This is a genomic window from Microbacterium sp. ABRD28, assembly GCF_003850245.1.
GTDB lineage: Bacteria > Actinomycetota > Actinomycetes > Actinomycetales > Microbacteriaceae > Microbacterium.
This window is the reverse complement of sequence record NZ_CP031015.1, coordinates 1,072,377-1,096,828: the sequence shown is the minus strand read 5'-3', so window position 1 is coordinate 1,096,828 and position 24,452 is coordinate 1,072,377. Positions and strand designations below refer to the sequence as shown.

General features: G+C 69.0%; 23 protein-coding genes. 16 read left to right on the top strand and 7 right to left on the bottom strand.

The features are described 5' to 3' along the window. Window positions 1-9: 9 nt before the first annotated feature. Complete coding sequence (locus tag DT073_RS05405) at window positions 10-876, bottom strand: aldo/keto reductase (RefSeq protein WP_353681948.1); 867 nt, start codon at window positions 874-876, stop codon at window positions 10-12. Between the two features lie 102 nt (window positions 877-978). Here DT073_RS05405 and DT073_RS05400 point away from each other — a divergent pair, with 102 nt between their 5' ends. The 7 genes from DT073_RS05400 to DT073_RS05370 all read left to right on the top strand — a co-directional run bounded on the left by DT073_RS05400 (window position 979) and on the right by DT073_RS05370 (window position 9,582). Beyond that, window positions 979-1,743: a universal stress protein gene (locus tag DT073_RS05400; RefSeq protein ID WP_353681947.1), complete on the top strand. Its 765-nt coding sequence runs from the start codon at window positions 979-981 to the stop codon at window positions 1,741-1,743. 108 nt (window positions 1,744-1,851) lie between these two features. Further along, complete coding sequence (locus tag DT073_RS05395; protein ID WP_124292458.1) at window positions 1,852-2,604, top strand: SDR family NAD(P)-dependent oxidoreductase; 753 nt, start codon at window positions 1,852-1,854, stop codon at window positions 2,602-2,604. Window positions 2,605-2,620: 16 nt separating this feature from the next. Then, window positions 2,621-5,221: a magnesium-translocating P-type ATPase gene (gene mgtA, locus DT073_RS05390; RefSeq protein ID WP_124292457.1), complete on the top strand. Its 2,601-nt coding sequence runs from the start codon at window positions 2,621-2,623 to the stop codon at window positions 5,219-5,221. Continuing rightward, a complete protein-coding gene (locus DT073_RS05385; RefSeq protein ID WP_124292456.1) occupies window positions 5,218-5,610 on the top strand; it encodes a TM2 domain-containing protein in 393 nt (130 codons plus the stop codon). Before mgtA ends, DT073_RS05385 begins: the two co-directional genes overlap by 4 nt. 10 nt (window positions 5,611-5,620) lie before the next feature. Continuing rightward, window positions 5,621-6,160, top strand: coding sequence for a flavodoxin domain-containing protein (locus tag DT073_RS05380; protein WP_124292455.1), 540 nt, complete (start codon window positions 5,621-5,623; stop codon window positions 6,158-6,160). A gap of 31 nt (window positions 6,161-6,191) precedes the next feature. Next, entirely contained in the window at window positions 6,192-6,902 is a 711-nt protein-coding gene (locus DT073_RS05375; protein ID WP_124292454.1) for a hypothetical protein, read from the top strand. A 55-nt stretch (window positions 6,903-6,957) separates the two neighbouring features. Next, window positions 6,958-9,582: an AMP-binding protein gene (locus DT073_RS05370; RefSeq protein WP_124292453.1), complete on the top strand. Its 2,625-nt coding sequence runs from the start codon at window positions 6,958-6,960 to the stop codon at window positions 9,580-9,582. Here the strand turns inward: DT073_RS05370 and DT073_RS05365 are convergent. Then, window positions 9,542-9,994, bottom strand: a complete 453-nt coding sequence (locus tag DT073_RS05365; RefSeq protein WP_124292452.1) for an Lrp/AsnC family transcriptional regulator — start codon at window positions 9,992-9,994, stop codon at window positions 9,542-9,544. The two genes, DT073_RS05370 and DT073_RS05365, sit on opposite strands and share 41 nt — an antisense overlap. Window positions 9,995-10,110: 116 nt before the next feature. Here DT073_RS05365 and DT073_RS05360 point away from each other — a divergent pair, with 116 nt between their 5' ends. Beyond that, a complete protein-coding gene (locus tag DT073_RS05360) occupies window positions 10,111-10,737 on the top strand; it encodes a LysE family translocator (protein ID WP_124292451.1) in 627 nt (208 codons plus the stop codon). Between the two features lie 66 nt (window positions 10,738-10,803). On the opposite strand, the gene DT073_RS05355 is transcribed toward DT073_RS05360, so the two are convergent. Next, complete coding sequence (locus DT073_RS05355) at window positions 10,804-11,343, bottom strand: PadR family transcriptional regulator (RefSeq protein WP_124292450.1); 540 nt, start codon at window positions 11,341-11,343, stop codon at window positions 10,804-10,806. A 61-nt stretch (window positions 11,344-11,404) separates the two neighbouring features. On the opposite strand from DT073_RS05355, the gene DT073_RS05350 reads away from it, so the two are divergent. Together DT073_RS05350 and DT073_RS05345 are read left to right on the top strand one after the other, a co-directional pair. Next, the gene (locus DT073_RS05350; RefSeq protein ID WP_124292449.1) at window positions 11,405-12,547 is read left to right on the top strand and encodes a serine hydrolase domain-containing protein; all 1,143 of its coding nucleotides are present in this window, start codon (window positions 11,405-11,407) and stop codon (window positions 12,545-12,547) included. Window positions 12,548-12,621: 74 nt separating this feature from the next. Next, window positions 12,622-14,016: an MFS transporter gene (locus DT073_RS05345; protein ID WP_124292448.1), complete on the top strand. Its 1,395-nt coding sequence runs from the start codon at window positions 12,622-12,624 to the stop codon at window positions 14,014-14,016. Here DT073_RS05345 and DT073_RS05340 read toward each other — a convergent pair. The 4 genes from DT073_RS05340 to DT073_RS05325 all read right to left on the bottom strand — a co-directional run bounded on the left by DT073_RS05340 (window position 13,932) and on the right by DT073_RS05325 (window position 17,818). Next, on the bottom strand, window positions 13,932-14,870 hold the full coding sequence (locus tag DT073_RS05340; protein ID WP_124292447.1) for a DUF2207 domain-containing protein: 939 nt from the start codon (window positions 14,868-14,870) through the stop codon (window positions 13,932-13,934). The two genes, DT073_RS05345 and DT073_RS05340, sit on opposite strands and share 85 nt — an antisense overlap. Next, window positions 14,867-16,084 carry an FAD-binding domain-containing protein gene (locus DT073_RS05335; protein WP_124292446.1) on the bottom strand — a complete coding sequence of 406 codons (1,218 nt, stop codon included), beginning with the start codon at window positions 16,082-16,084 and terminating at the stop codon, window positions 14,867-14,869. The genes DT073_RS05340 and DT073_RS05335 overlap by 4 nt, the downstream gene beginning before the upstream one ends. Before the next feature lie 64 nt (window positions 16,085-16,148). After that, the gene (locus DT073_RS05330) at window positions 16,149-16,376 is read right to left on the bottom strand and encodes an RNA-binding S4 domain-containing protein (RefSeq protein WP_124292445.1); all 228 of its coding nucleotides are present in this window, start codon (window positions 16,374-16,376) and stop codon (window positions 16,149-16,151) included. A 59-nt stretch (window positions 16,377-16,435) separates the two neighbouring features. Then, window positions 16,436-17,818: an MFS transporter gene (locus DT073_RS05325; RefSeq protein ID WP_124292444.1), complete on the bottom strand. Its 1,383-nt coding sequence runs from the start codon at window positions 17,816-17,818 to the stop codon at window positions 16,436-16,438. A gap of 117 nt (window positions 17,819-17,935) precedes the next feature. Between DT073_RS05325 and DT073_RS05320 the strand changes: the two genes are divergently transcribed. From DT073_RS05320 to DT073_RS05295, 6 genes are read left to right on the top strand one after another with little or no spacing between them, the layout of a single operon-like run. Continuing rightward, a complete protein-coding gene (locus tag DT073_RS05320) occupies window positions 17,936-19,435 on the top strand; it encodes a fumarylacetoacetate hydrolase family protein (protein ID WP_124292443.1) in 1,500 nt (499 codons plus the stop codon). Then, window positions 19,417-20,118: a GntR family transcriptional regulator gene (locus DT073_RS05315; RefSeq protein WP_124292442.1), complete on the top strand. Its 702-nt coding sequence runs from the start codon at window positions 19,417-19,419 to the stop codon at window positions 20,116-20,118. The genes DT073_RS05320 and DT073_RS05315 overlap by 19 nt, the downstream gene beginning before the upstream one ends. A gap of 18 nt (window positions 20,119-20,136) precedes the next feature. After that, window positions 20,137-21,651: a 5-carboxymethyl-2-hydroxymuconate semialdehyde dehydrogenase gene (gene hpaE, locus DT073_RS05310; protein ID WP_124292441.1), complete on the top strand. Its 1,515-nt coding sequence runs from the start codon at window positions 20,137-20,139 to the stop codon at window positions 21,649-21,651. 10 nt (window positions 21,652-21,661) lie between these two features. Further along, complete coding sequence (gene hpaD / locus DT073_RS05305) at window positions 21,662-22,807, top strand: 3,4-dihydroxyphenylacetate 2,3-dioxygenase (protein WP_124292440.1); 1,146 nt, start codon at window positions 21,662-21,664, stop codon at window positions 22,805-22,807. Between the two features lie 18 nt (window positions 22,808-22,825). Beyond that, entirely contained in the window at window positions 22,826-23,611 is a 786-nt protein-coding gene (locus DT073_RS05300) for a 2-keto-4-pentenoate hydratase (RefSeq protein WP_124292439.1), read from the top strand. Continuing rightward, on the top strand, window positions 23,596-24,402 hold the full coding sequence (locus DT073_RS05295) for an HpcH/HpaI aldolase family protein (RefSeq protein ID WP_124292438.1): 807 nt from the start codon (window positions 23,596-23,598) through the stop codon (window positions 24,400-24,402). The genes DT073_RS05300 and DT073_RS05295 overlap by 16 nt, the downstream gene beginning before the upstream one ends. Window positions 24,403-24,452: the final 50 nt, after the last annotated feature.

The following is a 24,452-nucleotide window of genomic DNA, read 5'->3' as shown; positions in this document are numbered from 1 at the left end:
CCGACCCGATCAGTTGCGATCGTTCGGGTCGACACCGGTGCGCTCACCGGTCTCGAGATCGGCGATCGCGCGATGATCAGCAGAGGTCAGTGAGAAGCCGAACAGATCGAGGTTCTGCCGAATCCGGTCGGGGTTCACCGACTTCGGAATGACGGTGACGTCGTTCTCCAGATGCCAGCGCAGCACGACCTGAGCCGGCGTGACGCCGTGCGCCCGGGCGATCCTCGTCAGCACCGGTTCATCGAGCAGACGGCCCCGGGCCAAGGGCGACCACGCCTGAGTGATGATGCCGAGGTTGGCGTCATAGGCGCGCACTCGGTGCTGAGGGAAGCGCGGGTGCAGCTCGACCTGGTGCACCGCGGGAATCACACCGGTCTCGGCGACGATCCGGTCCAGGTGCTCGGGATGGAAGTTGCAGACCCCGATCGAGCGGGCCCGCCCCTCTTCCCGGAGACGGATCAGCGCGCGCCACGCCTCGACGTACCGGTCGCGCAGCGGCGCCGGCCAGTGAATGAGGTAGAGGTCGACGTAGTCGGTGCGGAGCTTGACGAGGCTGTCGTCGAACGCCCGCAGCGTGGAGTCGTACCCGTTGTCCTCGAAGCGCACCTTCGTGGCGACGAACACGTCGCCACGGGGCACATCGCTCGCCGCCAGCGCCGCTCCGACACCTGCTTCGTTGCCGTACATCGCGGCGGTGTCGATGGCGCGGTACCCCGCGTCGAGAGCCAGCGCGACGGCAGCGGCCACCTCGTCATCGGTCATCTTGTAGACGCCCAGGCCGACCCGAGGCATCCGGTGCCCATCGTTCAGGGGGATGCGGCGGTCGTCGCCGCCTTCATGGCTGACCAGAGGATCGACGGCGTGCGACGCGGACACAGCCTCATGCTAGCTGGCCCGTCGACGCCCGGTGACGGGACTTTCGGTCCGAACGCGTCCGTCGCAGCGCCATAGCGTGAGGGCGGCAGATCGGAGAACGAGGTGCGACAGCAGACGATCGTGGTGGGTATCGAACCCGGGGTGGCCTCCATGGCTCTCCTCGACTGGGTCGCCGCCCGCGCAGCGCGCATCCCCCTCCGTGTCCATCTCGTCGCGGTCACGCGGTTCGGGATCGGCGGCTCCTCCGACGTCGAGGCGCAGACCGAGCTGGCGGCCGCGTATCTGAGGTCGGCGTCGGGCGACATCGCCGTCGACACCCACATCGTCATCGGCACCATGCCGGAGGCGCTCATGGAATACGACAGGGCAGCCGACCTCGTGGCTCTCGGCATCAGGCGCGGCGATCCGCTTCACAACCTCCTTCACGGCTGGATGCCGGTGCGCGCAGCCGCGCGGGCGGTGTCGCCCGTCGTCTTCGTGCCGTCCGACGGGGAACGGCCCGACGGGCCGGTCGTGGTCGGAATCGATCTCGAGACATCCGACGCCGCCGTCCTGATCGCCGCGCGCGAAGCCGAGCTCTCGGGCGAACCGCTGGTCGTGGTGCATGTCGGGGCCGACCGGGGGGCGCTGGATCGCGCCTGCGAGCAGGCGAGGAGCATCGCGTCCGGCATCGAGGTCCGTCCGGAGTGGGTGCCACAGGGCGATCCCGTGGCGGTCATCCAGTCGGTCGCCGCCGACGCCTCCCTCGTCGTCGTCGGATCGCACCGCCGCGGCCCGCTTTCGAGCGCACTGCTGGGGTCGGTGAGCGTTCCGTCGCTGTGGCACCTGCGCGCCCCGGTGTGCGTCGCGGCGGAGCGCGAGGAGTGACGGGTCGGCCACGCCCACCGCAGGACCTTCGGCCCGCTTCCGACGCGGCCCCCGCGATGCACTGACCTTGACCGGCCGGATGCCGGGGAGACCAGGGAGGAAACGTCCATGTCGAACGATTCGCATCGGTTCTCGGGCCGGACCGTCATCGTCACCGGCGCCGGGGCCGGTATCGGCCGCGCCACGGTGGAGCGGCTGCTCAGCGAGGACGCCCGCGTGATCGCCGTGGACGCTCTCGAGGAAAGACTCGCGCACCTTCCCGAAGCGGCCGACGACCGCCTCGTCGTCGTCGCGGCCGACATCACCGACCCCGAGGCCGCAGCTCGCATCCTCGGCGCCGCCGGTGCGCAGATCGACGGCCTGGCGAACATCGCCGGCATCATGGACGGTTTCGAACCCACAGCCGAGATCGACGACGCCACCTGGGATCGGGTGCTCGCCGTGAACCTGACCGGGATGATGCGGCTCACCCGCGCGGTGCTTCCGGGCATGGTCGAACGGGGTCGAGGCAGCATCGTCAATGTCGGGTCGGAGGCCGGACAGCGGGGATCTGCGGCGGGGACGCCCTACACGACGTCCAAGCACGCGGTGAACGGTTTCACCCGGAGTACGGCGTTCTTCTACTCGCCCAAGGGGGTGCGCTGCAACGTCGTGGCTCCCGGGCCGGTGGCCACGAGCATCGAGGCACCCTTCCACTCCGAGTGGGCGCAGCAGCGGCTCGGACCGTTGTTCCAGACCAATCTGCCGCCCGTGGCGCAGCCGCAACAGCTGGCATCGGCCATCGCGTGGCTGCTGAGCGACGACTCCTCGAACGTGTCGGGCGCCGTGCTGAGTGTCGACGGCGGCTGGGCCGCCGTCTGACGCACGGCGAGTCGTCGTGTCCTGCGCACCGAGCACCGGCGAGGCGTTCTGGGTGGAGGAGATGCGTCGGATCGGTGATGCACCCCGTGAGACGCAGAACGGGCTGACCTCGGCCGAGGCCCTGGCCCGGCTGAACCGATACGGCGAGAATCGCATACCCACGCGAACGGACGACGGGTGGGGACGGCTCCTCGCACGCCAGTTCCTCAACCCGATCGAGGTCATCCTCGTCGCCGCGACCGTGCTCTCAGGACTGCTCGGAGACTGGACCGACGCCGGCATCATCCTCGGGATCCTGCTGATCTCCGGGGTCCTCGGTTTCGTTCAGGAACGCGGTGCGGGTAAGGCTCTGGCGGCACTTCTCGCGTCGGTGGACCCGACGTGCACCGCGCTCCGAGATGGCGTCGCGGTCACTGTTCGAGGGACATCGATCGTGCCCGGAGACGTGGTCGACGTGCGCGCAGGGGATGTCATCCCCGGGGATTGCCTGATCCTGAGCGCGCGCGGCCTGACCGTCGACGAATCCGCACTCAGCGGTGAGAGCCTTCCGGTGGACAAGTGCGCGGTTTCCGACCTCGATCCCCTCGTGGACGGACGCGGCGGCGCAGCCTTCTTCGGCACCCACGTGGCGTCGGGATCGGCCCGACTGCTCGTCGTCCACACCGGCTCGTCGACGGCCTTCGCCGGGATCGCCGCAGAACTGGCGCGGAAAGCGCCGCAGACCGGATTCGAACGGGGGATGACGCGATTCGGCTTCCTGCTCACGCGGGTGATGGCCGTGCTCGTCGTGGTCATCTTCGTGGTGAACCTCCTCCTGCAGCGCCCGCCTCTGGATTCGGCGCTGTTCTCCCTCGCTCTCGCCGTCGGCCTCACGCCCCAGCTGCTTCCGGCCATCGTCGCGATCAGCCTCTCGGTCGGAGCGCGTGCGATGGCGGCACAGCGCGTCATCGTGCGTCGCCTGGACGCGATCGAAGACATCGGCGCGATGACGATCCTCTGCTCCGACAAGACCGGAACGATGACCGAGGGGAAGATGCACCTCCTCACCGCCCTGAACGGGCAGGGCGCAGAGGACCCGGAAGTCCAGAGGCTCGCGGTCGTCAATGCGACGCTGCAGACGGCCTGGCGCAACCCGATCGACGATGCGCTCATCGCCTCGGGAGGCGACCCCGGAGGCGTCATCCTGCGCGGTGCTGTGCCGTACGACTTCCTCCGCAAGCGTCAGAGCGTGCTGGTCGCATCGGCCACGGAAAGACCCGTCCTCATCACCAAGGGAGCCGTTCCCGAGATCCTGGCCGTGTGCGCGACAGCGATGGCCGCTGGATCGATCGTGCCCCTCGATGCGGCGGTGACCGACATCCGGCGCACCGTCGCCGAGCGCAGCGCCCGCGGCGAGCGGGTGCTGGCCGTCGCCACGCGCTCCATGCCCGATGCCTCGAATCCGACCTCCGACGATGAGAGAGGGATGACCTTCCTGGGTCTGCTCTGCTTCGCCGATCCCGTGAAGGTCGACGCCGCCGACACCATCCGGTCTCTCGCAGCTGCCGGGGTTTCGGTGCGGATGGTGACCGGCGACAACCACCTGACCGCGCGATGCATCGCCCGAGAGGTGGGTCTGGACGCGACGCGGGTGTGCATCGGCGACGAGATCGACCGGATCGGCGACGCCGCCCTCGGCCGCCTCGTCGAGACGATCTCGGTGTTCTGCGAAATGAACCCCGTGCAGAAGGAGCGGGTGATCCGGGCGTACCGCCGGACGGGCCATGTCGTGGGATACCTCGGCGACGGCATCAACGACGCACCCTCCCTCCACGCCGCGGACATCGGTATGACGGTGGATTCGGCGGTCCCGGTCGCCAAGCAGGCAGCGGCCATCGTCCTGCTGGACAAGAGCCTCGCCGTGATCCTCGACGGGGTCCGTCAGGGACGTCGCACGTTCGCCAACACGATGAAATACATCTACGTCAACACGAGTGCCAGCTTCGGCAACATGCTGAGTGTGGCCGTCGCCGCCGCCGTCCTGCCGTTCCTTCCGCTCCTGGCAGGACAGATCCTTCTGGTCAATCTGCTGAGCGACCTGCCGGCGATGACCATCGCCACCGACCGCGTGGACGAGGCGCAGACGGCTCGGCCCCAGCAGTGGGACGTCCGGCTCATCCGCACGTACATGATCGTCTTCGGCATCCTCTCCAGCGTCTTCGACCTGACTACCTTCGCCGTGCTGCGGATCGTGTTCCACGCCGGCGCCGTGGAGTTCCGCACCGCCTGGCTGGTCTGTTCGGTGCTGACCGAAGTCGGAGTGCTCTTCGTTCTGCGCACCCACGGCCCGTTCTACCGCAGCCGCCCCGGCCGCGCGCTGGCCGTGTCCAGCATCGTGATCGTCGGCGTCACCCTCGCCCTGCCCTACACCGCCCTCGGCCCGCCGTTGCAGCTGGTTCCGTTGCCGCCTCCGCTCATCCTCATCGTCATCATCACCGTGCTGGCGTACCTCGCCACGACGGAAGCGGCCAAGCGTGCGTTCTGGGCGATCCTGGTCCGCCGTCCCCCGCGCGAACCGAGGCGGCGGGACCTTCGACCCCCGCCCACCGACGCGACGCGCTCGATCCTGGGCGCATGACATCTGATCCTCCGGCCTGGTCTGCCGCCTCGGCGGTGGGGAAGCCGGCCCTCGTACCGGTGGCGTCGGAAAGCTCGCGCTCGTTTGTCGCCGCGTGGCTTCTCTCGCTTCTTCTCGGCTTCCTCGGGGTGGACCGGTTCTACCTCGGCAAGGTGGGCACCGGCATCCTCAAACTCCTCACCGCCGGTGGACTCGGCATCTGGTATGTCATCGATCTCGTGCTGCTGCTCGCCGGTCTGGCGCGCGACGCCGACGGTCGGGCGCCCTACGGATACGAAGGCGCCAAGAAGACCGCGTGGATCGTCACCGGCGCCTTCGCCGGCGTCGCCCTTCTCGGCGGCATCATCAACTCGGCCATCGCCGCGCTGGCCGCCGCCATCGGACAGTAAGGAGCCCGCGATGAAAGTTCTCGTCACCTATGCCAGCAAGAACGGATCGACCGAGGAGATCGCCGAGACGATCGCCGACGAACTCCTGGCGTACGGCCTCGATGTGCTCTGTCGCTCCGCCCATGACACGGACGCGTCCGATGCGGATGCGGTGATCCTGGGGAGTGCGGTGTACGCGGGCCGGTGGCTGCGGCCCGCGCGGCATTTCCTCAAGGATCAGTCGGACCGCCTGCGGCGGATGCCGTTCTGGATCTTCAGTTCCGGGCCTTTCGGCGAGCAGGCGACGCGACCCACCGAGGACGACCTCCGTTGGCAGGAGCCGCCGCGGGTACTGACCCGCGCGGAATCCCTGGGGGTGCGCGGGCATGTCGTGTTCGGCGGTCGACTTCCCACCGAGCCGCACGGGTTCATCGAGAACGCCATGGTGCGCAACACCCCGGAAGACACCCGTGATGCGCGGGACTGGTCGGCGATCCGCATGTGGGCGGCCTCGATCGCGCACGAGCTCGGCGCGCAGGAACGCATCGGGCGTCCGGTCGTCAGCGCCTGACGACCCGAGGCCCGCCGGCACAGAGGAGCACATGATGAAACGGCTCTCGGTTCAGATCATCCTCGGGGCCCTTGTCCTCGTGGCCGGGGCGCTGCTGCTGATCCAGGCCACCGAGGTGGCCACGGTTCCGTCGCTCATCTGGGCCGGCGTTCTGCTCGCCGGCGGCGCCACGTTCTGGTTCGTGTTCTTCGCCGACCGCCCGTCGTGGTGGGCCGCGATCCCCGGCGCCGCGCTGATCGGCGCGGCCATCACTATGGTGATGGAGCTCGATCCCGCCGGACTCGGGCAGTGGACGGAGGTGCCGATGCTCGCGGTTCTGGGCGTCGGTTTCGCGGCGGTGTACCTGCGCGACACCGAGCGGTGGTGGGCGGTGATTCCGGCCGGAATGCTGCTGACCCTTTCCGTGGTCACCTGGCTGGCGGGCTCGGCCTCCGGCCCCGTGGTGGGCGCGACGTTCCTGTTCGGCGCCGCCGCCACCTTCGCTCTGGTCGCCCTGGTGCCAGGGGGTGCGCAGCGCCGGTGGTGGGCGTGGATTCCCGCCGGCGTGCTCGCCGGCGGCGCGATCGTCATCCTCTTCACGGCCGCGGAGTGGTTCACCGCTCTGACGTACGTCTGGCCGGTCGCCGTCATCGTCGCCGGCGGCGTGTTGATCTGGAACGCCGTTCACACCCACCGGCAGCGACTCCACGAGGGCGAGTCGGGCACCTCGCAGCCCGGCGGCGCGGGAACGGCGAGTCGGTAGGGGGGAGCACCGCCCCGGGAACGGGCGGGCGGCCGGGTTAGGTTATCCTTACCTGATGCCTTCTGCTGCCACGCCCTCCCTCGCGCGCGAGCGCCTCCTGCGGGCGCGCCGGCTGTTCACCGGCGACCCCGATCATCCGGCGTTGATCACCTCCGATCGACGCATCGACTACGCCGAGCTCTCCCGACGCGTCGAGCAGCGCGGAGCGGAACTGGGCAGCGATCGGCGCCTGGTCATGATCACCGCCGCGAACGCGATCGAACCCGTCATCACCTACCTCGCCGCCCTCGAAGGACGGCACCCTGTCCTCCTTCTCGCCGACGGCGAAGACGCGTCAGGGCACCGTCGGAAGCTGATCGACCGCTTCGATCCGGATGTCGTGGCAGACGATCCCGCATCGGGCGCGCTGCACATCCGTCGCGACGGTTCGCGCCACGTCTTCCACCCCGACCTCGCCATGTTGGCCAGTACATCCGGTTCCACCGGTTCGCCGAAGCTCGTGCGACTGTCGATGGAGAACCTCCACAGCAACGCGGCTGCGATCGCGGAGTACCTCCGACTGACTCCGGTCGACCGCGCAGCGACGACCCTGCCCTTGCACTACTGCTACGGCCTCTCCGTGCTGAACAGCCACTTGGCGGTCGGCGCCAGCGTCTTCCTGACGGAACGCAGTGTCACCGAAGACGACTTCTGGCAGGACTTCGTCGAGTCGGAAGCCACCTCGTTTGCCGGCGTTCCGCATACCTTCGATCTCCTGGATGCCAGCGGCTTCGCCCACCGCGACCTCGCGCGCCTGCGCTATGTCACGCAGGCCGGCGGGCGCCTCCCTCCCGACCGCGTGCGCCGCTACGCCCGGCTCGGGCGCGAGCGCGGCTTCGAGCTGTTCGTGATGTACGGGCAGACGGAAGCGACGGCGCGGATGGGCTACCTCCCCCCGAGTCTGGCTGAGACCGCACCCGAGACGATCGGGCGTGCGATACCGGGAGGGGCTTTCGACATCGATCCCTCGACCGGGGAGCTCATCTACCGAGGACCGAACGTGATGATGGGCTACGCCCACGACCCCTCGGACTTCGCCCGGGGCCGCACGACTATGACGCTGCGGACCGGAGACGTCGCGCGGCGCCGGGACGACGGTCTCATCGAGATCGTCGGGCGCCTCAACCGCTTCGCTAAGTTCTTCGGTCTGCGCATCGATCTGGACCGCGTGGAGACGCATCTCGCCGAAGAGGGGATCCCGGCGCGCGCGGTCGCGGTCGACGACCGACTGATCATCTTCGTGTTGGTCGACCACCTCGCGGCCGAGGCGCGACGCCGCGTTGCCGAGTTCGCAGGCATCCCTCCCCACGTCATCGACGTACACAGGATCACTGAGTTTCCGCGCACCCGGAGTGGCAAGAACGACAGCAGCGCTCTGGAACGACATGGCCGCGCGCTCGCCACTGTCCGACCGCAGGATGACGAGACCGCTGCGGGTCCAGTGACGACGACGACGATCCGTGACCTCTACGCACGCCTGCTCGGACGTCCCGACGCGACCGAACACCATTCCTTCTCCGATCTCGACGGCGACTCGCTCAGCTATGTCGAGGTCGCGGTGCGACTGGAGTCGCTGCTCGGTATGCTTCCCCACGACTGGCCGAGCCTGTCTCCTGCCGCGCTCGCCGGGCTCTGCGTGGACGACGGCGACGCCACTCCCCGCGGAGCGCCGGCAACTGCCGTCGAGCAGGTCGCCCGGAATCGCACACGCCGCCACGCGCGTCTGGATACCGCGGTCGTCCTTCGCGCGGCCGCCATCGTTCTCATCGTCGGCTCGCACGCCGACCTGTTCTCGGTGCAGGGCGGCGCCCACCTCCTGCTGGCGGTGCTCGGCTTCAATCTCGCCCGCTTCCAGCTGGCCGACCGCTCTGGCCGCTCACGCGCCCTGCTGCGCTCCTCGGCCCAGATCGCGATCCCTGCGGTCGTCTGGATCGGCGCGGTCACGCTTCTGACCGGGCACTATGCCCCGACGACAGTCGCCCTCGTCAACGGCTTCCTCCCCGGTCAGGAGCAGTGGAGCATCCAGTGGAGCTTCTGGTTCCTCGAATTCGCGGTCTGGGGCATGCTCGGCCTCGCGGCCCTGTTCGCCTGGCCCCGCGCCGACCGGCTCGAGCGCGCTCACCCGTTCGGCTGCGCGGTCGGGCTGCTGACGGTCGCGCTCGCGGTGCGATTCGCGGTGACCGGCGTCGAGACGGGCCTCGTCGAGCGGTACACCATCGCGGCAGCCGGCTGGCTGCTGGTGCTCGGATGGGCTGCGGCCCGGGCCACCCGCGTCAGTCAGCGTGTCGCCCTATCGGCGGTCGCCGTGGTCGGCTCGGCGGGCTTCGTGGGCAATCCCGCCCGTGAAGGCGTGATCATCGCCGGCATCCTCGTCCTGCTGTGGATTCCGGCGGTCACGGTGCCTCGGATGCTGGTGCCCGCCGTGACCACGCTGGCGGGGGCGTCGCTGTTCATCTACCTCACCCACTGGCAGGTCTTCCCGGCGTGGGAGGAGACCGCGCCGCTCGCCGGCACGCTGCTGTCTCTGGTGGTGGGGGTCGCCGCGTGGTGCCTCTACCGGGCGATCGAACGGGGCGTGCTCGCCCGGTTCCGATCGCGTGTCAGAGCGGCAGGTGCCGTCCCGACACGATCCGCTTCATGACAAGGGTGGACGCCACCCGCTGAACGCCCGGGAGGCCGCCGAGGACCTCGTCGTAGAGCGCCTGATACGCCGACAGGTTCCGGCAGACGACCCGGAGGACGTAATCAGGTTCGCCGAACAGCCGCTCAGCTTCGATGACGTTCGGGACGGCTGCCACCGCCCGCTCGAACTCGGCGATCGTCTCTAGGTCGGTGCGACCGAGGGTGGCGAAGACGATCGCCTCGAAATCGAGCCCGACCTTTTCCGGCGCGATCACTGCGCGATAGCGATCGATGACCCCGGATGCCTCGAGCTCCCGGATGCGGCGGTGGCAGGCCGAGAGGCTGAGGCCCACCCGATCGGCGAGCGCCGTGACGCTCACGCGCCCGTCACCCTGCAGCTGCGAGAGGATCTCCCGATCAAGCGCGTCCATATCTCAGATTCTTGCATGATCACGCTGTTCTCTCACTCAATCAGCAAGCACATTTCTCCATCATCCGAATACCCTTGTGCCGCCCCTGCCCCTGTTCGAGAATCGAGCACCGCGCCATGGAGATCGGCTCTCTCTTCGCCTTCGCCACCCTCGCGGTGGCCCTCATCCTCGTTCCCGGACCCGACTGGGCCTACATCCTCGCCACCGGCGCGCGCGAGCGGTTTGTCATACCTCCCGTGGCCGGGATCGTGCTCGGATACGTCGTGATCACCGCCGTCGTGACTGCCGGCCTCGGGCCGATCGTTGCCGCCGCTCCCCTGGCTCTCGACCTGCTCACCGTGGGCGGCGGTGCCTACATCGTCTTTCTCGGCGTCCGGACTCTGCGAAGCACCGCCACCGGCATCGAGGTCGAGGGCATCCCGGTCGCCGGACCCGGGAGTGTGGTCATCCGCGGGATGGGGGTGAGCGCCCTCAACCCGAAAGCGCTGCTGCTCTTCGTCGCGATCCTGCCGCAGTTCACCCGCGCCGAGGCAGCTTGGCCGCTCGCGGCGCAGCTGATGTCCCTCGGCGCGGTGTACATCGCGATGTGCACAGTGGTCTACCTGGCGCTCGGATTCTCCGCGCGCCGGATCTCGCAGGCCCGGCCGGGCGCAGGACGCCTCACCACCCGCCTGGCCGGGGCGGCCATGATCGTCATGGGTGTCGCTCTCCTCGCGGAGAGGGTCGTCCACGCCGTGAGCTGACGCCCTGCCATCGGCGCGGGGCAACGACCCACCCACGCCGCCGCGGTGAGGGTCTCCGAGCGACCGTCACGCCTCTTCGGCGGCCCTCTCCCGGAACCAGGCGAGGCCCACCCGATGCGCCATCAGCCCGTAGTCGAGGGTCGCGCGGCGGTATCGGACGGCTGCCTGCTGCGCCGCGGGGAGCATGCTGATCTGCTGATCGAGGTCGTCGGCGAACGCTTCGAGCCGCCCCAACTCCTCGTCGATCTGTTCGGCGATGCGGCCGAGGATGGCCCGCCTTTCGGCGGCGTCATCGACCAGACCGAGCAAGAAGAGGCGAGACAGGGCGGCCACCTCGAGATCGGTGCCGACCTGATCGGACCGGATCCACGAGTGGAGAGTCTGCTCTCCAAGATCCGTCGCCGTGTAGTACTTCTTGGCGCGCCCCCGTTCTGTTGCGGCGAGCACGGTGACGCAACCGGCGTCGAGCAGCCCCTTCAGCGCAGTCTGCAGGCTGCCCAAGCTCGCCCGGTAGAACTGCGACGGCCCGCGCTCGAACTCCTTGTTCAACGAATAGAGGGTCTGCGGGCCGGACATCAGGAGGATCCCCAGGACCACGAACTTCACTTCTCCAGCATACTCCCGTTAGCTATATTACGTTTCATAATGTCCACAAAAGGAGAACAGCATGGACGCCGCAACGGATTTCCACGAGCGCTTGGAACAGCATCTTGGGGCGGTGACAGCTCGGCGGCGCGCGCTCGGCCCACCCCAGGTCGCTGTGCGGGCACCTCGGCTCGGGATCGACCACCAGTACGGCGGTGCCAAACCGTTTCACGCGGCCAGCGTCGGCAAACTCTTCACCGCCACGCTGGTGATGCAGGAAGTGGCGCGCGGTGCGTTCGGCCTGGACACCCCGGTGAGCCAGCTCCTCCCACGCGACGAGATCCAGGGCCTCTTCCGGTCGGACGATGCGAAGGACGTCGCGGGCGGCGCGACCGTGCGTCATCTCCTCCAGCACACCGCGGGCGTCGCGGACTACTTCGGGGGCAGAGTCCTGCACGGGCGACCGTTCCTCGCCCTGGTCATCGGCGACCGCGACCGGTTCTGGACGCCTCGCGACCTCCTGGACTTCAGCCGGGAACACCAGCGCCCGGTCGGGGTTCCCGGCCAGAGATTCCACTACTCCGACACCGGTTACGTGCTTCTGGGGCGTGCTCTCGAGGAATCCGCCGGCAGCGCGTTCCACGAGCTTCTGCATCGCCGCATCTTCGACGAAGTCGGAATGCCCGACAGTTTCCTCATGTACCGCTCGCGCAGCGCACGGGACCGCGGACCGACGGGAGCGACTGCACGGCCAGGAGCGGCTGCCGCGCCCACACGCGAGATCGCACCGATCCGCATCGGAGAGCATGATCTGACCACCGCCCGAAGCGTGAGCTGCGACTGGGCCGGCGGGGGCGTGGTGGGTACGACGGAGGATCTTCTCCGCTTCAGCGCCGCTCTCCACGATGGCAGGCTCGTCAGCGCGGAGCACCTGTCGTTCCTCGGAGCGCCGCGCAGTCGGTTCAGGCCGGGCATCCGGTATGGCTCAGGGATGATGCAGATCCGATTCGAGGGGTTCAGTCCCTTCCTGCGCGGCTACCCTCGGCCCACGGGCCACATCGGCGTGCTCGCAACGCACGTGTTCCACGACGCGACCCACGATGCCCACATCGTGATGAACTTCGGGTCGACGCGAGAGATGGTCCGAAGTTTTCGGACCCTGATCGATATCGAGCGTCTCCTCCTCCGGAGCTCGCGGCTGAGCCGGACCGGCCCCCGCACGTGAAAGCCGCGTCGGACGCGGGTGTTCACCCAGCCGTGTCCTGGCTAACATGAGCTCAGCAGCCCCGAGGATGACTGATGACCGCCACGCCCCCTGCGGTGTACCCACGGCGCTCTGTGCTGCGATTCCTCCCCGTCGGCGTCGCGCTGCTCTGCGTGCAGCTGGACTTCTTCTCTCTCGGCCTGGCGCTGCCGTCGATCGCCGCGGCGTTCGGCGCCTCGGTCACCGACCTGCAATGGGTGCTGTCGGCGTACATGCTCTCGCTCGGGGCGTTCTCCGTACCGGCGGGGCGGGTCGGCGACGTGATCGGCCGACGGGCTGCCGTCATCGCCGGTCTGTCCCTCTTCGCCGGCGCATCCGTCCTCTGCGCGCTCAGCGGGGATGTCGTCACGATCGTCGCCGGTCGGTTGGTGCAGGGCGTCGGAGCGGCGCTCATCCTCCCGAACGCGTTCGCACTGATCACCAACGACACCGACGACGCCGAACGACCCCGCGCGCTCGGGTGGATGATCGGGGTGTCCGGGCTCGGTACGGCCCTCGGTCCCATCGTCGGAGGACTGCTCGCGTCCACGGTCGGGTGGCCGTGGGTCTTCTGGCTGAACGTCCCGCTGGCGACGATCGCCGCCGTCGGCACGATGCGGGTCCGGGACTCGCGCAATCCCGAGGCCGGTACATCGCTGCGCACGATCGACTGGGCCGGAGTCATCACGGTCGTCCTCGGCCTCGGTCTGGTCAGCGTCGGGATCGACAACGTTCCGGACCTCGGTTGGGCGGCAGCGTTGTCATCCGGCCTGATCGTCGTGGGCCTGTGCGGACTCGTCGCGTGGGTTCTCGTCGAGCGACGAGCCCGAAATCCGCTGATCCACGCCTCCCTGCTCCGCAACCGCGCCTACCTCGCCCTTCTCAGCGTCGGCACCATCGGGAACATGGGAACGAACGTGCTCATCGTCACGGCGACGTTCACGCTGCAGTCGATTCGCGGGTTCGATCCGCAGGTCGCGGGGCTGTACTTCCTCGCGGGATCGACGGGGGTGGCCATCGCCGGCCCGATCGCCGGCCGGCTCTGCCAGCGGTGGTCGGCGATCCGGGTCCTCGGCGCCACCACGGCCCTCACCGCGGTCGGCTTGTCGGCCATGCTCGTCGACACGCTCCCGCTGTACTGCGTCGCCATGTTCGCCGCCGGCCTCGCCGGCGGAATGACCTTCTCCGCCGCGCAGATCGGCGTGCAGACGGTCGTCCCTCCGCGCATGTCGGGAGAGGCGACGAGTTTCCTGCTCATGCCGGTGGTCGCGCTCGGCGGATTGGGCGTGGTCATCGTGTCGGGGGTGATCGAGGCGATCGGCGGGGGTAAGCCGACGACCTCGGGGATCGGCGTCGTGCTCGTGGGTTACTCGGCCATCCTCGTGGTCTCGGGCGTGGCGCTGCTCCTCGCCGATCGGGCCGGACTCTTCCGTCCTGAGCGGTCGTCCTGAGCGGGAGGTTCTCGACGTCTTCTTCGCACCACGACGAGCCAGGCCCCCACGCTGAGCGCCGCGGCCCCCGTCAGGGCGAGCACCCACCCGACCCATCCACCCGAGTCCTCCTCGACGGCCGCGAAGGTACCGGGAGCGAATCCCACGACAAGCGTCAGAGCCTCGTCCGCCGCGAGGTCTTCTGCCGACACGTCGATCAGCACCGCGCCGAGCTGGCCCGGTTCGACCGTCAGGTCGCAGGTCCGCGACGATCCCTCCGGCGCGATGAGGCACCGAGGCTCACCCTCGATCGAAGGGACGAGTTCTTCCGGCACGCGCAACGTCGCGCGCACCTCGCCCACGGCAGGCGAACGCTCCCGCCCGTTCACGGCCCAGGTGAACTCCTGCACCTGCGCACCGTCGCCGACGGCGACGACACCGTCCACGGTGTAGGTGAAGACGAACCTCTGGGTTCCGCGGAGGCCGTCCGGAGCGAACGCCGTCATCGAGGAGACACCGTCGGAGCTGTCGACCTCGCTCGGTCGCTGCGACCCGTCGGTGTCGGTGACCGAGATCCATCGGAGCACCCGGGCCGCGCCGTCCGATGACTCGGCGATGTCGCGGCGCATGCCGCGACTCTCACCGGACGCTGGGAATCGGGCGACGAACGTCTCGGCGACGGTGAGGGCGCTGACACCGTTCTGCCCGCGGGTGATCCCGTAGTCGGCCCGCATGCTCTCGACGACGACACCCTCGCCGTCGGTCGAGATCGCCGCGATCGCGGGGGCGCCGGCGGTCGCGAACCCGATGGTGGCGGCGAGGGCCAGCGCAGAGCGCAGGCGCCATCCTTTCGACGGGAGGATGGTGCGCGTCATCGTCCCGGTGACGCGGGAATGCCCTGCTGCGACAGCAGCTGCGGGATCTGCGTGCGGAAGGGGAAGAACCCGCGGCGGGCATGCGGCCACGCCAGTGAGTCCCAGTCACGTCGTGCCGCTCGCAGCGCGATGCCACCGTCGCGGAGGCCTGCGCGAAGCGCGGTCATCCGCTCTTCCACCGGACCGACCGGCGCGTAAGGCATTACGACGGTGTCGAGATTCTCGGCCGCCGCCCACTCGACCACCGCCGCGGCCGGATCGACGCCGAGCACGAGGGCGGTGGCTGCCGGCGCCGCCCTGTCGAGACCATCGGCCAGGGCGCCGGCGGTGAAGGCGCGGACGATGTCCGACGCTCCCATCGGGGAGCGAGCCTCGGCATCCGCGGACGCGGCGATGGCGACGACGCCGCCGTCGAGCCACGGGTGCTCGCCGCGAAGGCTGTCGAGGGCGAGATCCTCCTCGTGCAACAGGATGCCCAGCCGTTCGCCCGACACTGCAGTCTCGACCGACGGAATCGGCGAGCGCGGGGGCAGCGGCTCCTCGGAGAGGGCCGGGGCGCTGGTGGCGAGCCCCTCGGGGTGGAAGCGACCCTCGGTGTAGCGGGCGATGTTCGAGGCGGTGGCGAGGTAGGTCTTCCCGACCGTCTGAAGGCCCGCGACCCAACGCCACGACAGGGTGTTCGATGCGGCATCCCCGTCGAGCAGGTGCCGGTAGAAGAAGTCGGCGCCGAGCTGCCACGGCAGACGCAGGGTGAAGATCCAGATGCTCGCGAACCACATGCGGGTGTGGTTGTGGAGATACCCGGTCTCGACGAGCTCGCCGGCCCACGCGTCCATCGCGTCGATGCCGGTGCGTCCGGAGACCGCGTCACGGTACTCCGGCGTGTCTGCGCTGCCTGCGTCGATGAGCTCGGCGACGTCCTGCCGATAGCGCCGCCACACCTCCGGATTCTGCTCGAGCCACCCCTTCCAGTACGTCCGCCACATCACTTCCTGCACGAACTTCTCGGCCGCCGACAGGCTGTGCGCCTCGAGGACCGCCGTCACCACCTCGCGCTCGGTCACCAGTCGGTGCCGGATGTAGGGCGACAGCGTCGACACGTTGGTGCGGTGGGGACCGGTGTCGATGTTGCGCTGGCGTGCGTAGGCGGATCCCGCTCTCGGCACGAAATCCCTCAGGGCCTCGAGGCCGGCCGCCCGGGTGGGATCGAACATGCCGCCATTATGTGTCGCTCCCGATGGGGCGAGGGTCGTCAGCAGACGCCGGGGACGCAGCCGATCATGCGCAGACGCGTACCCGGCGACCTTCGAATGCCACGACATCGCCGAGCTGGAGCTGCCGCCCCCGGCGGCGCTCCACCTCGTCGTTCACCCTCACGAACCCGTCGATGATCGCCTCTTTGACGTCACCGCCTGAGTCCAGCACGCCGGCGAACTTCAGGAACTGTCCGAGGCGGATGCTCTCGCCCCCGATCGAGACGTCGGTGATCGGCGTCGCATCCGGCATCCTCGAATGCTAACCCGACACGCGGCAGCGCGCCCGCGGCACGGCCCGCCGGTCAGGGGTCAGGCCTTCACCATCCCGTAGATCGGACTCTTGGCCTGCTCCGCCTCGAAATCAGGACCGAGCGGGATGCCGGTGCGGTCGCGCAGCACGAGCGTCGCCGTCAGGCCCAGCACCGTCATCCCCGCGAGGTAGAGGGCGACCGACCAGGTGGAACCGGTCGCCTGCACCAGGGCGGTTGCGATGGTCGGGGCGAACGCGCCTCCGAGAATGGCGCCGATCGCGTACGAGATCGACACTCCCGAGAACCGGATGGAGGCCGGGAACAGCTCGGCGTAGTACGCCGCCTGCTGGCCGTAGGTGAAGCCGAGCCCGATGGCGAGGATCGCCAACCCGGCGAAGAGGAGACCGATGTCACCGGTGTTCACGAGGGGGAACAGGGTGAACACCCCCACCAGCTGCAGGAGCCATCCACCGATGTACGTCGTGCGGCGACCGATCTTGTCGCTGAGCCATCCGGCGATCCAGGTGGAGACCAGCCAGAACACCGCGGAACCGGTGACGGCGAGGAGCACGCTGCTGCGCTCCATCGCCAGCGGGCCCTCGGGGTTGGTCGCGTAGTTCTGGATGTAGCCGCCGGTGGTCATGTAGCCGACCGCGTTGTTGCCGGCGAAGACGAGCGCGGCGATGAAGACCAGCAGGGCGTGCTTGCGGAACAGCTGCGCGATCGGGGTGCGGGTGCGCTCCTTGCGCTCGGCCAGCTCGACGAAGACCGGGCTCTCCTCGACGCGGCGACGGATGTAGTAGCCGACGAGGATGAGCACGATCGAGAAGAGGAACGGCACGCGCCACCCCCACTCGAGGAAGGCGTCCCCGGGGGCGAGGACCGACATCAGCGCCATCATCCCGGACGCGAGGAGCAGGCCGATCGGCACACCGATCTGCGGTGACGCGCCGAAGAGCCCGCGCTTGCGCGTGGGGGCGTGTTCGACGGCCATCAGCACCGCGCCGCCCCACTCGCCGCCTGCCGAGACGCCCTGCAGGATACGCAGGACGATGAGCAGGATGGGCGCGGCGACGCCGATGGCCGCGTAGGTGGGCAGGAGGCCGACGAGGGTCGTCGCGACCCCCATGAGCACGAGGGTGATCACGAGCACGATCCGGCGCCCGTACTTGTCACCGTAGTGACCGGCGAGGAAGGCGCCGAGCGGGCGGAACAGGAAGCTGATCCCGACCGTGAGGAACGACAGGATGATGCCCATCGTCTCGCCGAGCGGCGCGAAGAACAGCTGGGCGAAGACCAGTCCCGCCGCCTGGGCGTAGATGAAGAAGTCGTACCACTCGACCGTGGTTCCCACCACGGTGGCGAACACGACGCGGCGGCGGTCCGTCGGTGTGCTGATCGTGCCGGTGGGCGTGAACCCCTGTTGCGATGTCTCGCTCATCTTCCGTGACTCCTCGTGACGACGTTGTCTCCGGCGGTGCACGATGTCTCGCTTGCCGGTGCGGTGTCGATAATATACGATTTGGAATATGCCGCAAGTGCGGAAGCGAGGGAGCTCATGACTGAAGACATCGCAGTGACGGATGCCGCCGATCGGCGTTTCTCTGCGCTCCCCCAGCGCCCGGGGAAGATCGTGGCGATCCACCTCAGCTACGCCTCGCGTGCCGACCAGCGCGGACGCCGCCCCGCAACGCCGTCCTACTTCTTCAAGCCATCGAGCTCCGTGGCCGCCTCCGGCGACACCATCGAGCGCCCGGCCGGCACCGAGCTGCTCGCCTTCGAGGCAGAGGTCGCGCTGATCATCGGCCGCGACGCCCGCCGTGTCGGCGTCGACGAGGCCTGGGCGCACGTCGGATGGGTCACCGCATCCAACGACTTCGGTCTCTACGACCTGCGCGCGAATGACAAGGGATCGAACGTCCGCTCCAAGGGCCGCGACGGCTACACCCCGATCGGCGCTCGACTCATCACCGCGAGCGAGATCGATCCGGGCGGCCTCCGTGTCCGCGCCTGGGTGAACGGCGAGCTGGCACAGAATGACACCACCGCCGGGATGATCTTCCCCCTCGCCCAGCTCGTCGCCGATCTGTCTCAGCACATGACCCTCGAACGCGGCGACGTCATCCTCACCGGCACGCCGGCGGGATCGTCGGTCGTCGTCCCCGGCGACGTCGTCGAGGTCGAGGTGGACGCCCCGAACGCGCCCGGCGCCCCCTCCTCCGGGAGGCTGCGCACGACGGTCGTGCAGGGCGAAAAGGGGTTCGACCCCCGCGTCGGCTCCCTTCCCGCCGTCGACGACCTGCAGCGAGCCGAGGCGTGGGGTTCACGCGAGGCTGCGGGGCTGGGCGCCGATCCGACCTCGGGGCTGTCAGCCGACGTGCGCGCCAAGCTCGAGCGCACCCCGGTCGCGGGGCTGTCGCAGCAGCTTCGCAAGCGCGGCCTGAACAACGTCACGATCGACGGCGTCCGCCCACTCCACCCCGGAAAGAAGCTCGTGGGCCTGGCCCGCACGCTGCGCTTCGTTCCCAACAGAGAAGACCTCTTCGACAGCCACGGCGGCGGCTACAACGCCCAGAAGCGTGCCTTCGACGCGGTGGGCGACGGCGAGGTGCTGGTCATCGAAGCGCGGGGCGAGGCCGGGTCGGGCACGCTCGGCGACATCCTGGCCATCCGCGCACACGCCCGCGGCGCAGCGGGCATCGTGACCGACGGCGGCGTCCGAGATGTCGACGCCGTGGCTGCGGTCGGCATTCCGGTCTACACCGCCGGCGCGCACCCCGCGGTGCTCGGCCGCCGCCACGTGCCGTGGGACGCCGACCTCACGATCGCGTGCGGTGGAACCACCGTCCAGCCCGGCGACATCCTCGTCGGCGACGCGGACGGCGTCATCGTGATCCCGCCGTCGATGGTCGAAGAGATCGTCGATGCGGCCCTGGAGCAGGAGGTCGAAGACGGCTGGATCGCCGAACAGGTCGCCCAGGGGCATCCGGTCGACGGACTCTTCCCGCTCACCGGCGAGTGGAAGGAACGGTACCTCGCATGGCGAGCGGAGAGGTGACCGCACCGGCATCGAGCCTCAGCAAGTCGCAACGCGCCTACCACTGGGTGAAGGAGCGTATCGCGTCGCAGGAGTTCACTCCGGGGTACCGGCTGGTGCTCGGCACCATCGCCGCCGAGCTCGACATGAGCGTGGTGCCGGTGCGCGAAGCGATCCGGCAGCTCGAGGCCGAGGGGCTCGTGACGTTCGAGCGCAATGTGGGGGCGCGGGTCTCGATGGTCGACGACACGCAGTACCGGTTCAGCATGCAGGCTCTGTCGATCCTGGAAGGCACCGCGACGGCGTTGGCCGCGCGGCGATTGAGTATCGACGACATCCGTCATGCCCGGCAGGTGAACGAGCGGATGATCGAATCGCTCGCCGACTTCGACCCGCGCTCCTTCACCCGCCTGAACCAGGAGTTCCACGCCACGCTCTACGGCAAGTGCGCGAACCCGAGGATGCTCGAGCTCGTCGAAGCGGAGTGGGGGCGTCTCGGGCACCTGCGCGATTCGACGTTCAGCTTCGTCCCCGGCCGTGCGCAGGAGTCCGTCCAGGAGCACGAGAACATCCTGCGGCTCATCGAGACCGGTGCACCCCTCGGCGAGATCGAGAAAGCCGCACGGCGCCACCGTTCGGCGACGCTCGATGCCTACATGATCCACGAACACCCCGACGAGACCCTCGGCCTCCCGGCCTTCTGACCCTCGCGAAGGAGCACCATGACAGACACCGCTGCGCGCACCACCGAGCGGCATGTGCCCGCTGATCTGCCCGGCCACATCCAGCACTACATCGGCGGCGAGTTCGTCGACTCGCTCGACGGCGCGACCTTCGATGTGCTCGACCCGGTCTCGAACGAGACCTACCTCACCGCAGCGGCCGGAAAGAAGGCCGATATCGATCGTGCCGTCGCCGCCGCGCGCGTGGCGTTCACCGAGGGGCCGTGGCCGAGGATGCTGCCGCGCGAGCGTTCGCGGATCCTCCACCGCATCGCCGACATCGTCGAGTCGCGCGACGCCCGCCTCGCCGAACTGGAATCGTTCGATTCGGGCCTGCCGATCACCCAGGCTCTCGGCCAGGCGCGCCGCGCGGCGGAGAACTTCCGCTTCTTCGCCGACCTGATCGTCGCGCAGTCCGACGACACCTACAAGGTGCCGGGGCGCCAGATCAACTACGTCAACCGCAAGCCGATCGGGGTCGCCGGCCTCATCACGCCGTGGAACACGCCGTTCATGCTCGAGTCGTGGAAGCTCGGACCCGCCCTCGCGACCGGCAACACCGTCGTGCTCAAGCCCGCCGAGTTCACGCCGCTCTCGGCGTCGCTGTGGGCGGGCATCTTCGAGGAGGCTGGCCTTCCGACCGGCGTGTTCAACCTCGTCAACGGTCTCGGCGAAGAGGCTGGAGACGCGCTGGTGAAGCACCCCGACGTGCCGCTGATCTCCTTCACCGGTGAGAGCCGCACCGGGCAGATCATCTTCGGTAACGCGGCGCCCCACCTCAAGGGCCTGTCGATGGAGCTGGGTGGCAAGTCGCCCGCCGTCGTCTTCGCCGACGCCGACCTCGACGCCGCCATCGACGCGACGATCTTCGGCGTCTTCTCACTGAACGGCGAGCGCTGCACCGCCGGCTCCCGCATCCTCGTCGAGCGGGAGATCTACGACGAGTTCGTCGAGCGGTACGCCGCGCAGGCGAAGAGGGTCAGGGTCGGCCACCCGCACGACCCCCGCACCGAGGTGGGCGCGCTCGTGCACCCCGAGCACTTCGACAAGGTCATGGGCTACATCGAGATCGGCAAGACCGAGGGACGCCTCGTCGCCGGCGGGGGCCGCCCCGAGGGCTTCGAGACCGGCAACTTCGTCGAACCGACGGTGTTCGCCGATGTCGCGCCGGACGCGCGGATCTTCCAGGAGGAGATCTTCGGCCCCGTGGTCGCGATCACCCCCTTCGACACCGAGGAAGAGGCGCTCGAGCTCGCCAACGGTGTGAAGTACGGTCTGGCGGCCTACATCTGGACGAACGATCTGAAGCGCGCGCACAACTTCTCGCAGTCGGTGGAAGCCGGCATGGTGTGGCTGAACTCCAACAACGTCCGCGACCTCCGCACCCCCTTCGGCGGGGTCAAGGCCTCCGGCCTCGGACATGAGGGCGGGTATCGCTCGATCGACTTCTACACCGATCAGCAGGCCGTGCACATCACGCTCGGCACGGTGCACAACCCGACGTTCGGCAAGTAAGGACCCTGACATGAGCCACCGCGACGACATGACCCTGACCTCCTCCGGTTTCTGGGTGGGCCAGGAAGCGCCGATCCAGTCGGCGAACCCCATCCCCACCCCGGCCTCTCCGGCGCCCGACATCCTGCGCTGCGCCTACATGGAGCTCGTCGTCACCGACCTCGCCGCATCCCGGGAGTTCTACGTCGACGTGCTGGGTCTGCATGTGACGGAGGAGGACGACGAGGCGATCTACCTGCGGTCGACCGAGGAGTTCATCCACCACAACCTCGTGCTGCGTCGAGGCCCGATCGCGGCGGTGGCCGCGTTCTCCTACCGCGTGCGCTCGGCCGAAGACCTCGATAAGGCTGTCGCGTTCTACTCCGAGCTCGGGTGCGAGGTGCGGCGCGAGCCGAACGGGTTCACCCGGGGCATCGGGGACTCGGTGCGGGTGGTCGATCCGCTGGGCTTCCCCTACGAGTTCTTCTTCGCCACCGAGCACGTCGAGCGACTCTCCTGGCGCTACGACCTGCACAGCCCCGGCGAGCTCGTGCGTCTGGACCACTTCAACCAGGTCACTCCCGACGTTCCCCGGGCGGTGAACTTCATGCAGTCCCTCGGGTTCCGCGTCACCGAAGACATCCAGGATGAGGAAGGCACGGTCTACGCCGCCTGGATGCGGCGCAAGCCCACCGTGCACGACACCGCGATGACCGGCGGTGACGGCCCGCGCATGCACCACGTCTGCTTCGCCACGCACGAGAAGCACAACATCCTCGCGATCTGCGACAAGCTCGGCGCCCTGCGCCTGTCCGACCGGATCGAGCGCGGACCCGGCCGTCACGGCGTCTCGAACGCCTTCTATCTGTACCTGCGGGATCCCGACGGGCACCGCGTCGAGGTGTACACCCAGGACTACTACACCGGCGATCCCGACAACCCCGTGGTCACCTGGGACGTGCACGACAACCAGCGCCGTGACTGGTGGGGAAACCCCGTCGTGCCGTCCTGGTACACCGAGGCCTCACTCGTGCTCGACCTCGACGGCAACCCGCAGCCGGTCGTCGCCCGCACCGACTCGTCCGAGATGGCGGTGACCATCGGAGCCGACGGCTTCTCGTACACCCGGGCGCCGGAGCGGAGCGACGGCGAGTTCAAACTCGGCAACCAGCTCTGAGCCGCGGAAGGACATCGGATGCTGCCTGCTGACACCATCGCGCAGATCGCCGCGGAGCTCGCCGAGGCCGACCGCACGAACGGCGTGATCCCGCGGATCACCGCCCGCTACCCCGACGCCACCGTCGAGGACTCCTACGCGATCCAGGGCGTCTGGCGAGACCGCAACATCGCGGCCGGGCGCCGACTCGTCGGTCGCAAGATCGGTCTCACCTCCAAGGCGATGCAGGAGGCGACAGGCATCAGCGAGCCCGACTACGGCGTCATGTTCGACGACACCGTCTTCCGCTCGGGCGACGAGATCGACGCCTCCCGGTTCTCCAACGTGCGTATCGAGGTCGAGCTCGCGTTCGTGCTCGGCCGCCCCCTCCACGGCCCCGGCTGCACGCTCGACGACGCGCTCGCGGCGATCGACTACGCGGTCCCCGCCCTCGAGGTGCTGAACTCCCACATCGAGCTGGAAGGTCGCACCATCGTCGACACGATCTCCGACAACGCCGCCTACGGCGCGATGGTGCTCGGCGACGTGCACAAGCGCCCCGATGAGATCGACCTGCGATGGGTGCCCGGCGTGCTCTCACGCAACGGCGAGATCGTCGAGACCGGCGTCGCCGCCGGCGTGCTCGGCCATCCCGCCACCGGCGTCGCGTGGCTGGCGAACAAGTTCCACCAGCATGGCGCGCGCCTGGAGGCGGGAGAGATCATCCTCGCCGGCTCGTTCACCCGGCCGATGTGGGTGGCAGCCGGCGACGAAGTGCTGTGCGATTACGGACCGATGGGAAAGATCACATGCCGCTTCGTCTGAGTCCGACCTTCCGGGCCGCACTCGCGGCATCCCCTCGGCCGCTCGCAGGGATGTGGGTGTGCTCGGGCTCGCACCTCGTGGCCGAGATCTGCGCGGGATCGGGCCTGGACTGGATGCTGATCGACATGGAGCACGCCCCGAACGGTCTGGAGTCGGTGCTCGCGCAGCTGCAGGCCGTCGCGGCGTACCCCATCACGCCGGTGGTCCGTGTGCCGAGCAACGACCCGGTCGTCATCAAGCAGGTGCTCGACCTCGGTGCGCAGAACATCCTCGTGCCGATGGTGTCGTCGGAGGCCGACGCCGAAGCCGCGGTGTCGGCGATGCGCTATCCCCCGCGCGGGCAGCGCGGCGTCGGGTCGGCGCTGGGGCGCTCGGCCCGGTGGAACCGGATCGACGGCTACCTCACCGACGCCGACGAGCACGTGTCGCTCTTCGTCCAGGTGGAGACGGCGGCAGGGGTCGCGGCCGCCGGAGAGATCGCCGCGGTCGACGGGGTCGACGGGGTCTTCGTGGGACCGAGCGACCTCGCCGCCTCCCTCGGGCTGCTGGGTCAGCAGACGCACCCCGACGTCGTCGCTGCTGCGCATCGCGCGTTCGCCGCGGTCCTCGCGACAGGCACGCCGGTCGGTGTCAATGCCTTCGACCCCGAGACTGCGCAGTCCTACCTCGACCAGGGTGCCTCCTTCGTGCTCGTGGCAGCCGATGTGGCGATTCTCGCCCGCACGTCCGAAGCACTGGCGGCGCGGTGGTCGCCTGCGGATACGGCTGACCCGGAGCGCTCGAGCTACTGACGCCGGTCGGTGTGGTCCGCCTGGTCGGCGGCATCCGCTTCGTATATGAT

Bases quoted from the DNA above. Each gene is read 5' to 3' on its own strand.
- DT073_RS05395 (WP_124292458.1), top strand. From the start codon at position 1,852: ATGTCGAACGATTCGCATCGGTTCTCGGGCCGGACCGTCATCGTCACC.
- DT073_RS05385 (WP_124292456.1), top strand. From the start codon at position 5,218: ATGACATCTGATCCTCCGGCCTGGTCTGCCGCCTCGGCGGTGGGGAAG.
- DT073_RS05380 (WP_124292455.1), top strand. From the start codon at position 5,621: ATGAAAGTTCTCGTCACCTATGCCAGCAAGAACGGATCGACCGAGGAG.
- DT073_RS05375 (WP_124292454.1), top strand. From the start codon at position 6,192: ATGATGAAACGGCTCTCGGTTCAGATCATCCTCGGGGCCCTTGTCCTC.
- DT073_RS05370 (WP_124292453.1), top strand. From the start codon at position 6,958: ATGCCTTCTGCTGCCACGCCCTCCCTCGCGCGCGAGCGCCTCCTGCGG.
- DT073_RS05365 (WP_124292452.1), bottom strand. From the start codon at position 9,994: ATGGACGCGCTTGATCGGGAGATCCTCTCGCAGCTGCAGGGTGACGGG.
- DT073_RS05360 (WP_124292451.1), top strand. From the start codon at position 10,111: ATGGAGATCGGCTCTCTCTTCGCCTTCGCCACCCTCGCGGTGGCCCTC.
- DT073_RS05350 (WP_124292449.1), top strand. From the start codon at position 11,405: ATGGACGCCGCAACGGATTTCCACGAGCGCTTGGAACAGCATCTTGGG.
- DT073_RS05345 (WP_124292448.1), top strand. From the start codon at position 12,622: ATGACCGCCACGCCCCCTGCGGTGTACCCACGGCGCTCTGTGCTGCGA.
- DT073_RS05340 (WP_124292447.1), bottom strand. From the start codon at position 14,870: ATGACGCGCACCATCCTCCCGTCGAAAGGATGGCGCCTGCGCTCTGCG.
- DT073_RS05335 (WP_124292446.1), bottom strand. From the start codon at position 16,084: ATGTTCGATCCCACCCGGGCGGCCGGCCTCGAGGCCCTGAGGGATTTC.
- DT073_RS05330 (WP_124292445.1), bottom strand. From the start codon at position 16,376: ATGCCGGATGCGACGCCGATCACCGACGTCTCGATCGGGGGCGAGAGC.
- DT073_RS05325 (WP_124292444.1), bottom strand. From the start codon at position 17,818: ATGAGCGAGACATCGCAACAGGGGTTCACGCCCACCGGCACGATCAGC.
- DT073_RS05320 (WP_124292443.1), top strand. From the start codon at position 17,936: ATGACTGAAGACATCGCAGTGACGGATGCCGCCGATCGGCGTTTCTCT.
- DT073_RS05315 (WP_124292442.1), top strand. From the start codon at position 19,417: ATGGCGAGCGGAGAGGTGACCGCACCGGCATCGAGCCTCAGCAAGTCG.
- hpaE (WP_124292441.1), top strand. From the start codon at position 20,137: ATGACAGACACCGCTGCGCGCACCACCGAGCGGCATGTGCCCGCTGAT.
- hpaD (WP_124292440.1), top strand. From the start codon at position 21,662: ATGAGCCACCGCGACGACATGACCCTGACCTCCTCCGGTTTCTGGGTG.
- DT073_RS05300 (WP_124292439.1), top strand. From the start codon at position 22,826: ATGCTGCCTGCTGACACCATCGCGCAGATCGCCGCGGAGCTCGCCGAG.
- DT073_RS05295 (WP_124292438.1), top strand. From the start codon at position 23,596: ATGCCGCTTCGTCTGAGTCCGACCTTCCGGGCCGCACTCGCGGCATCC.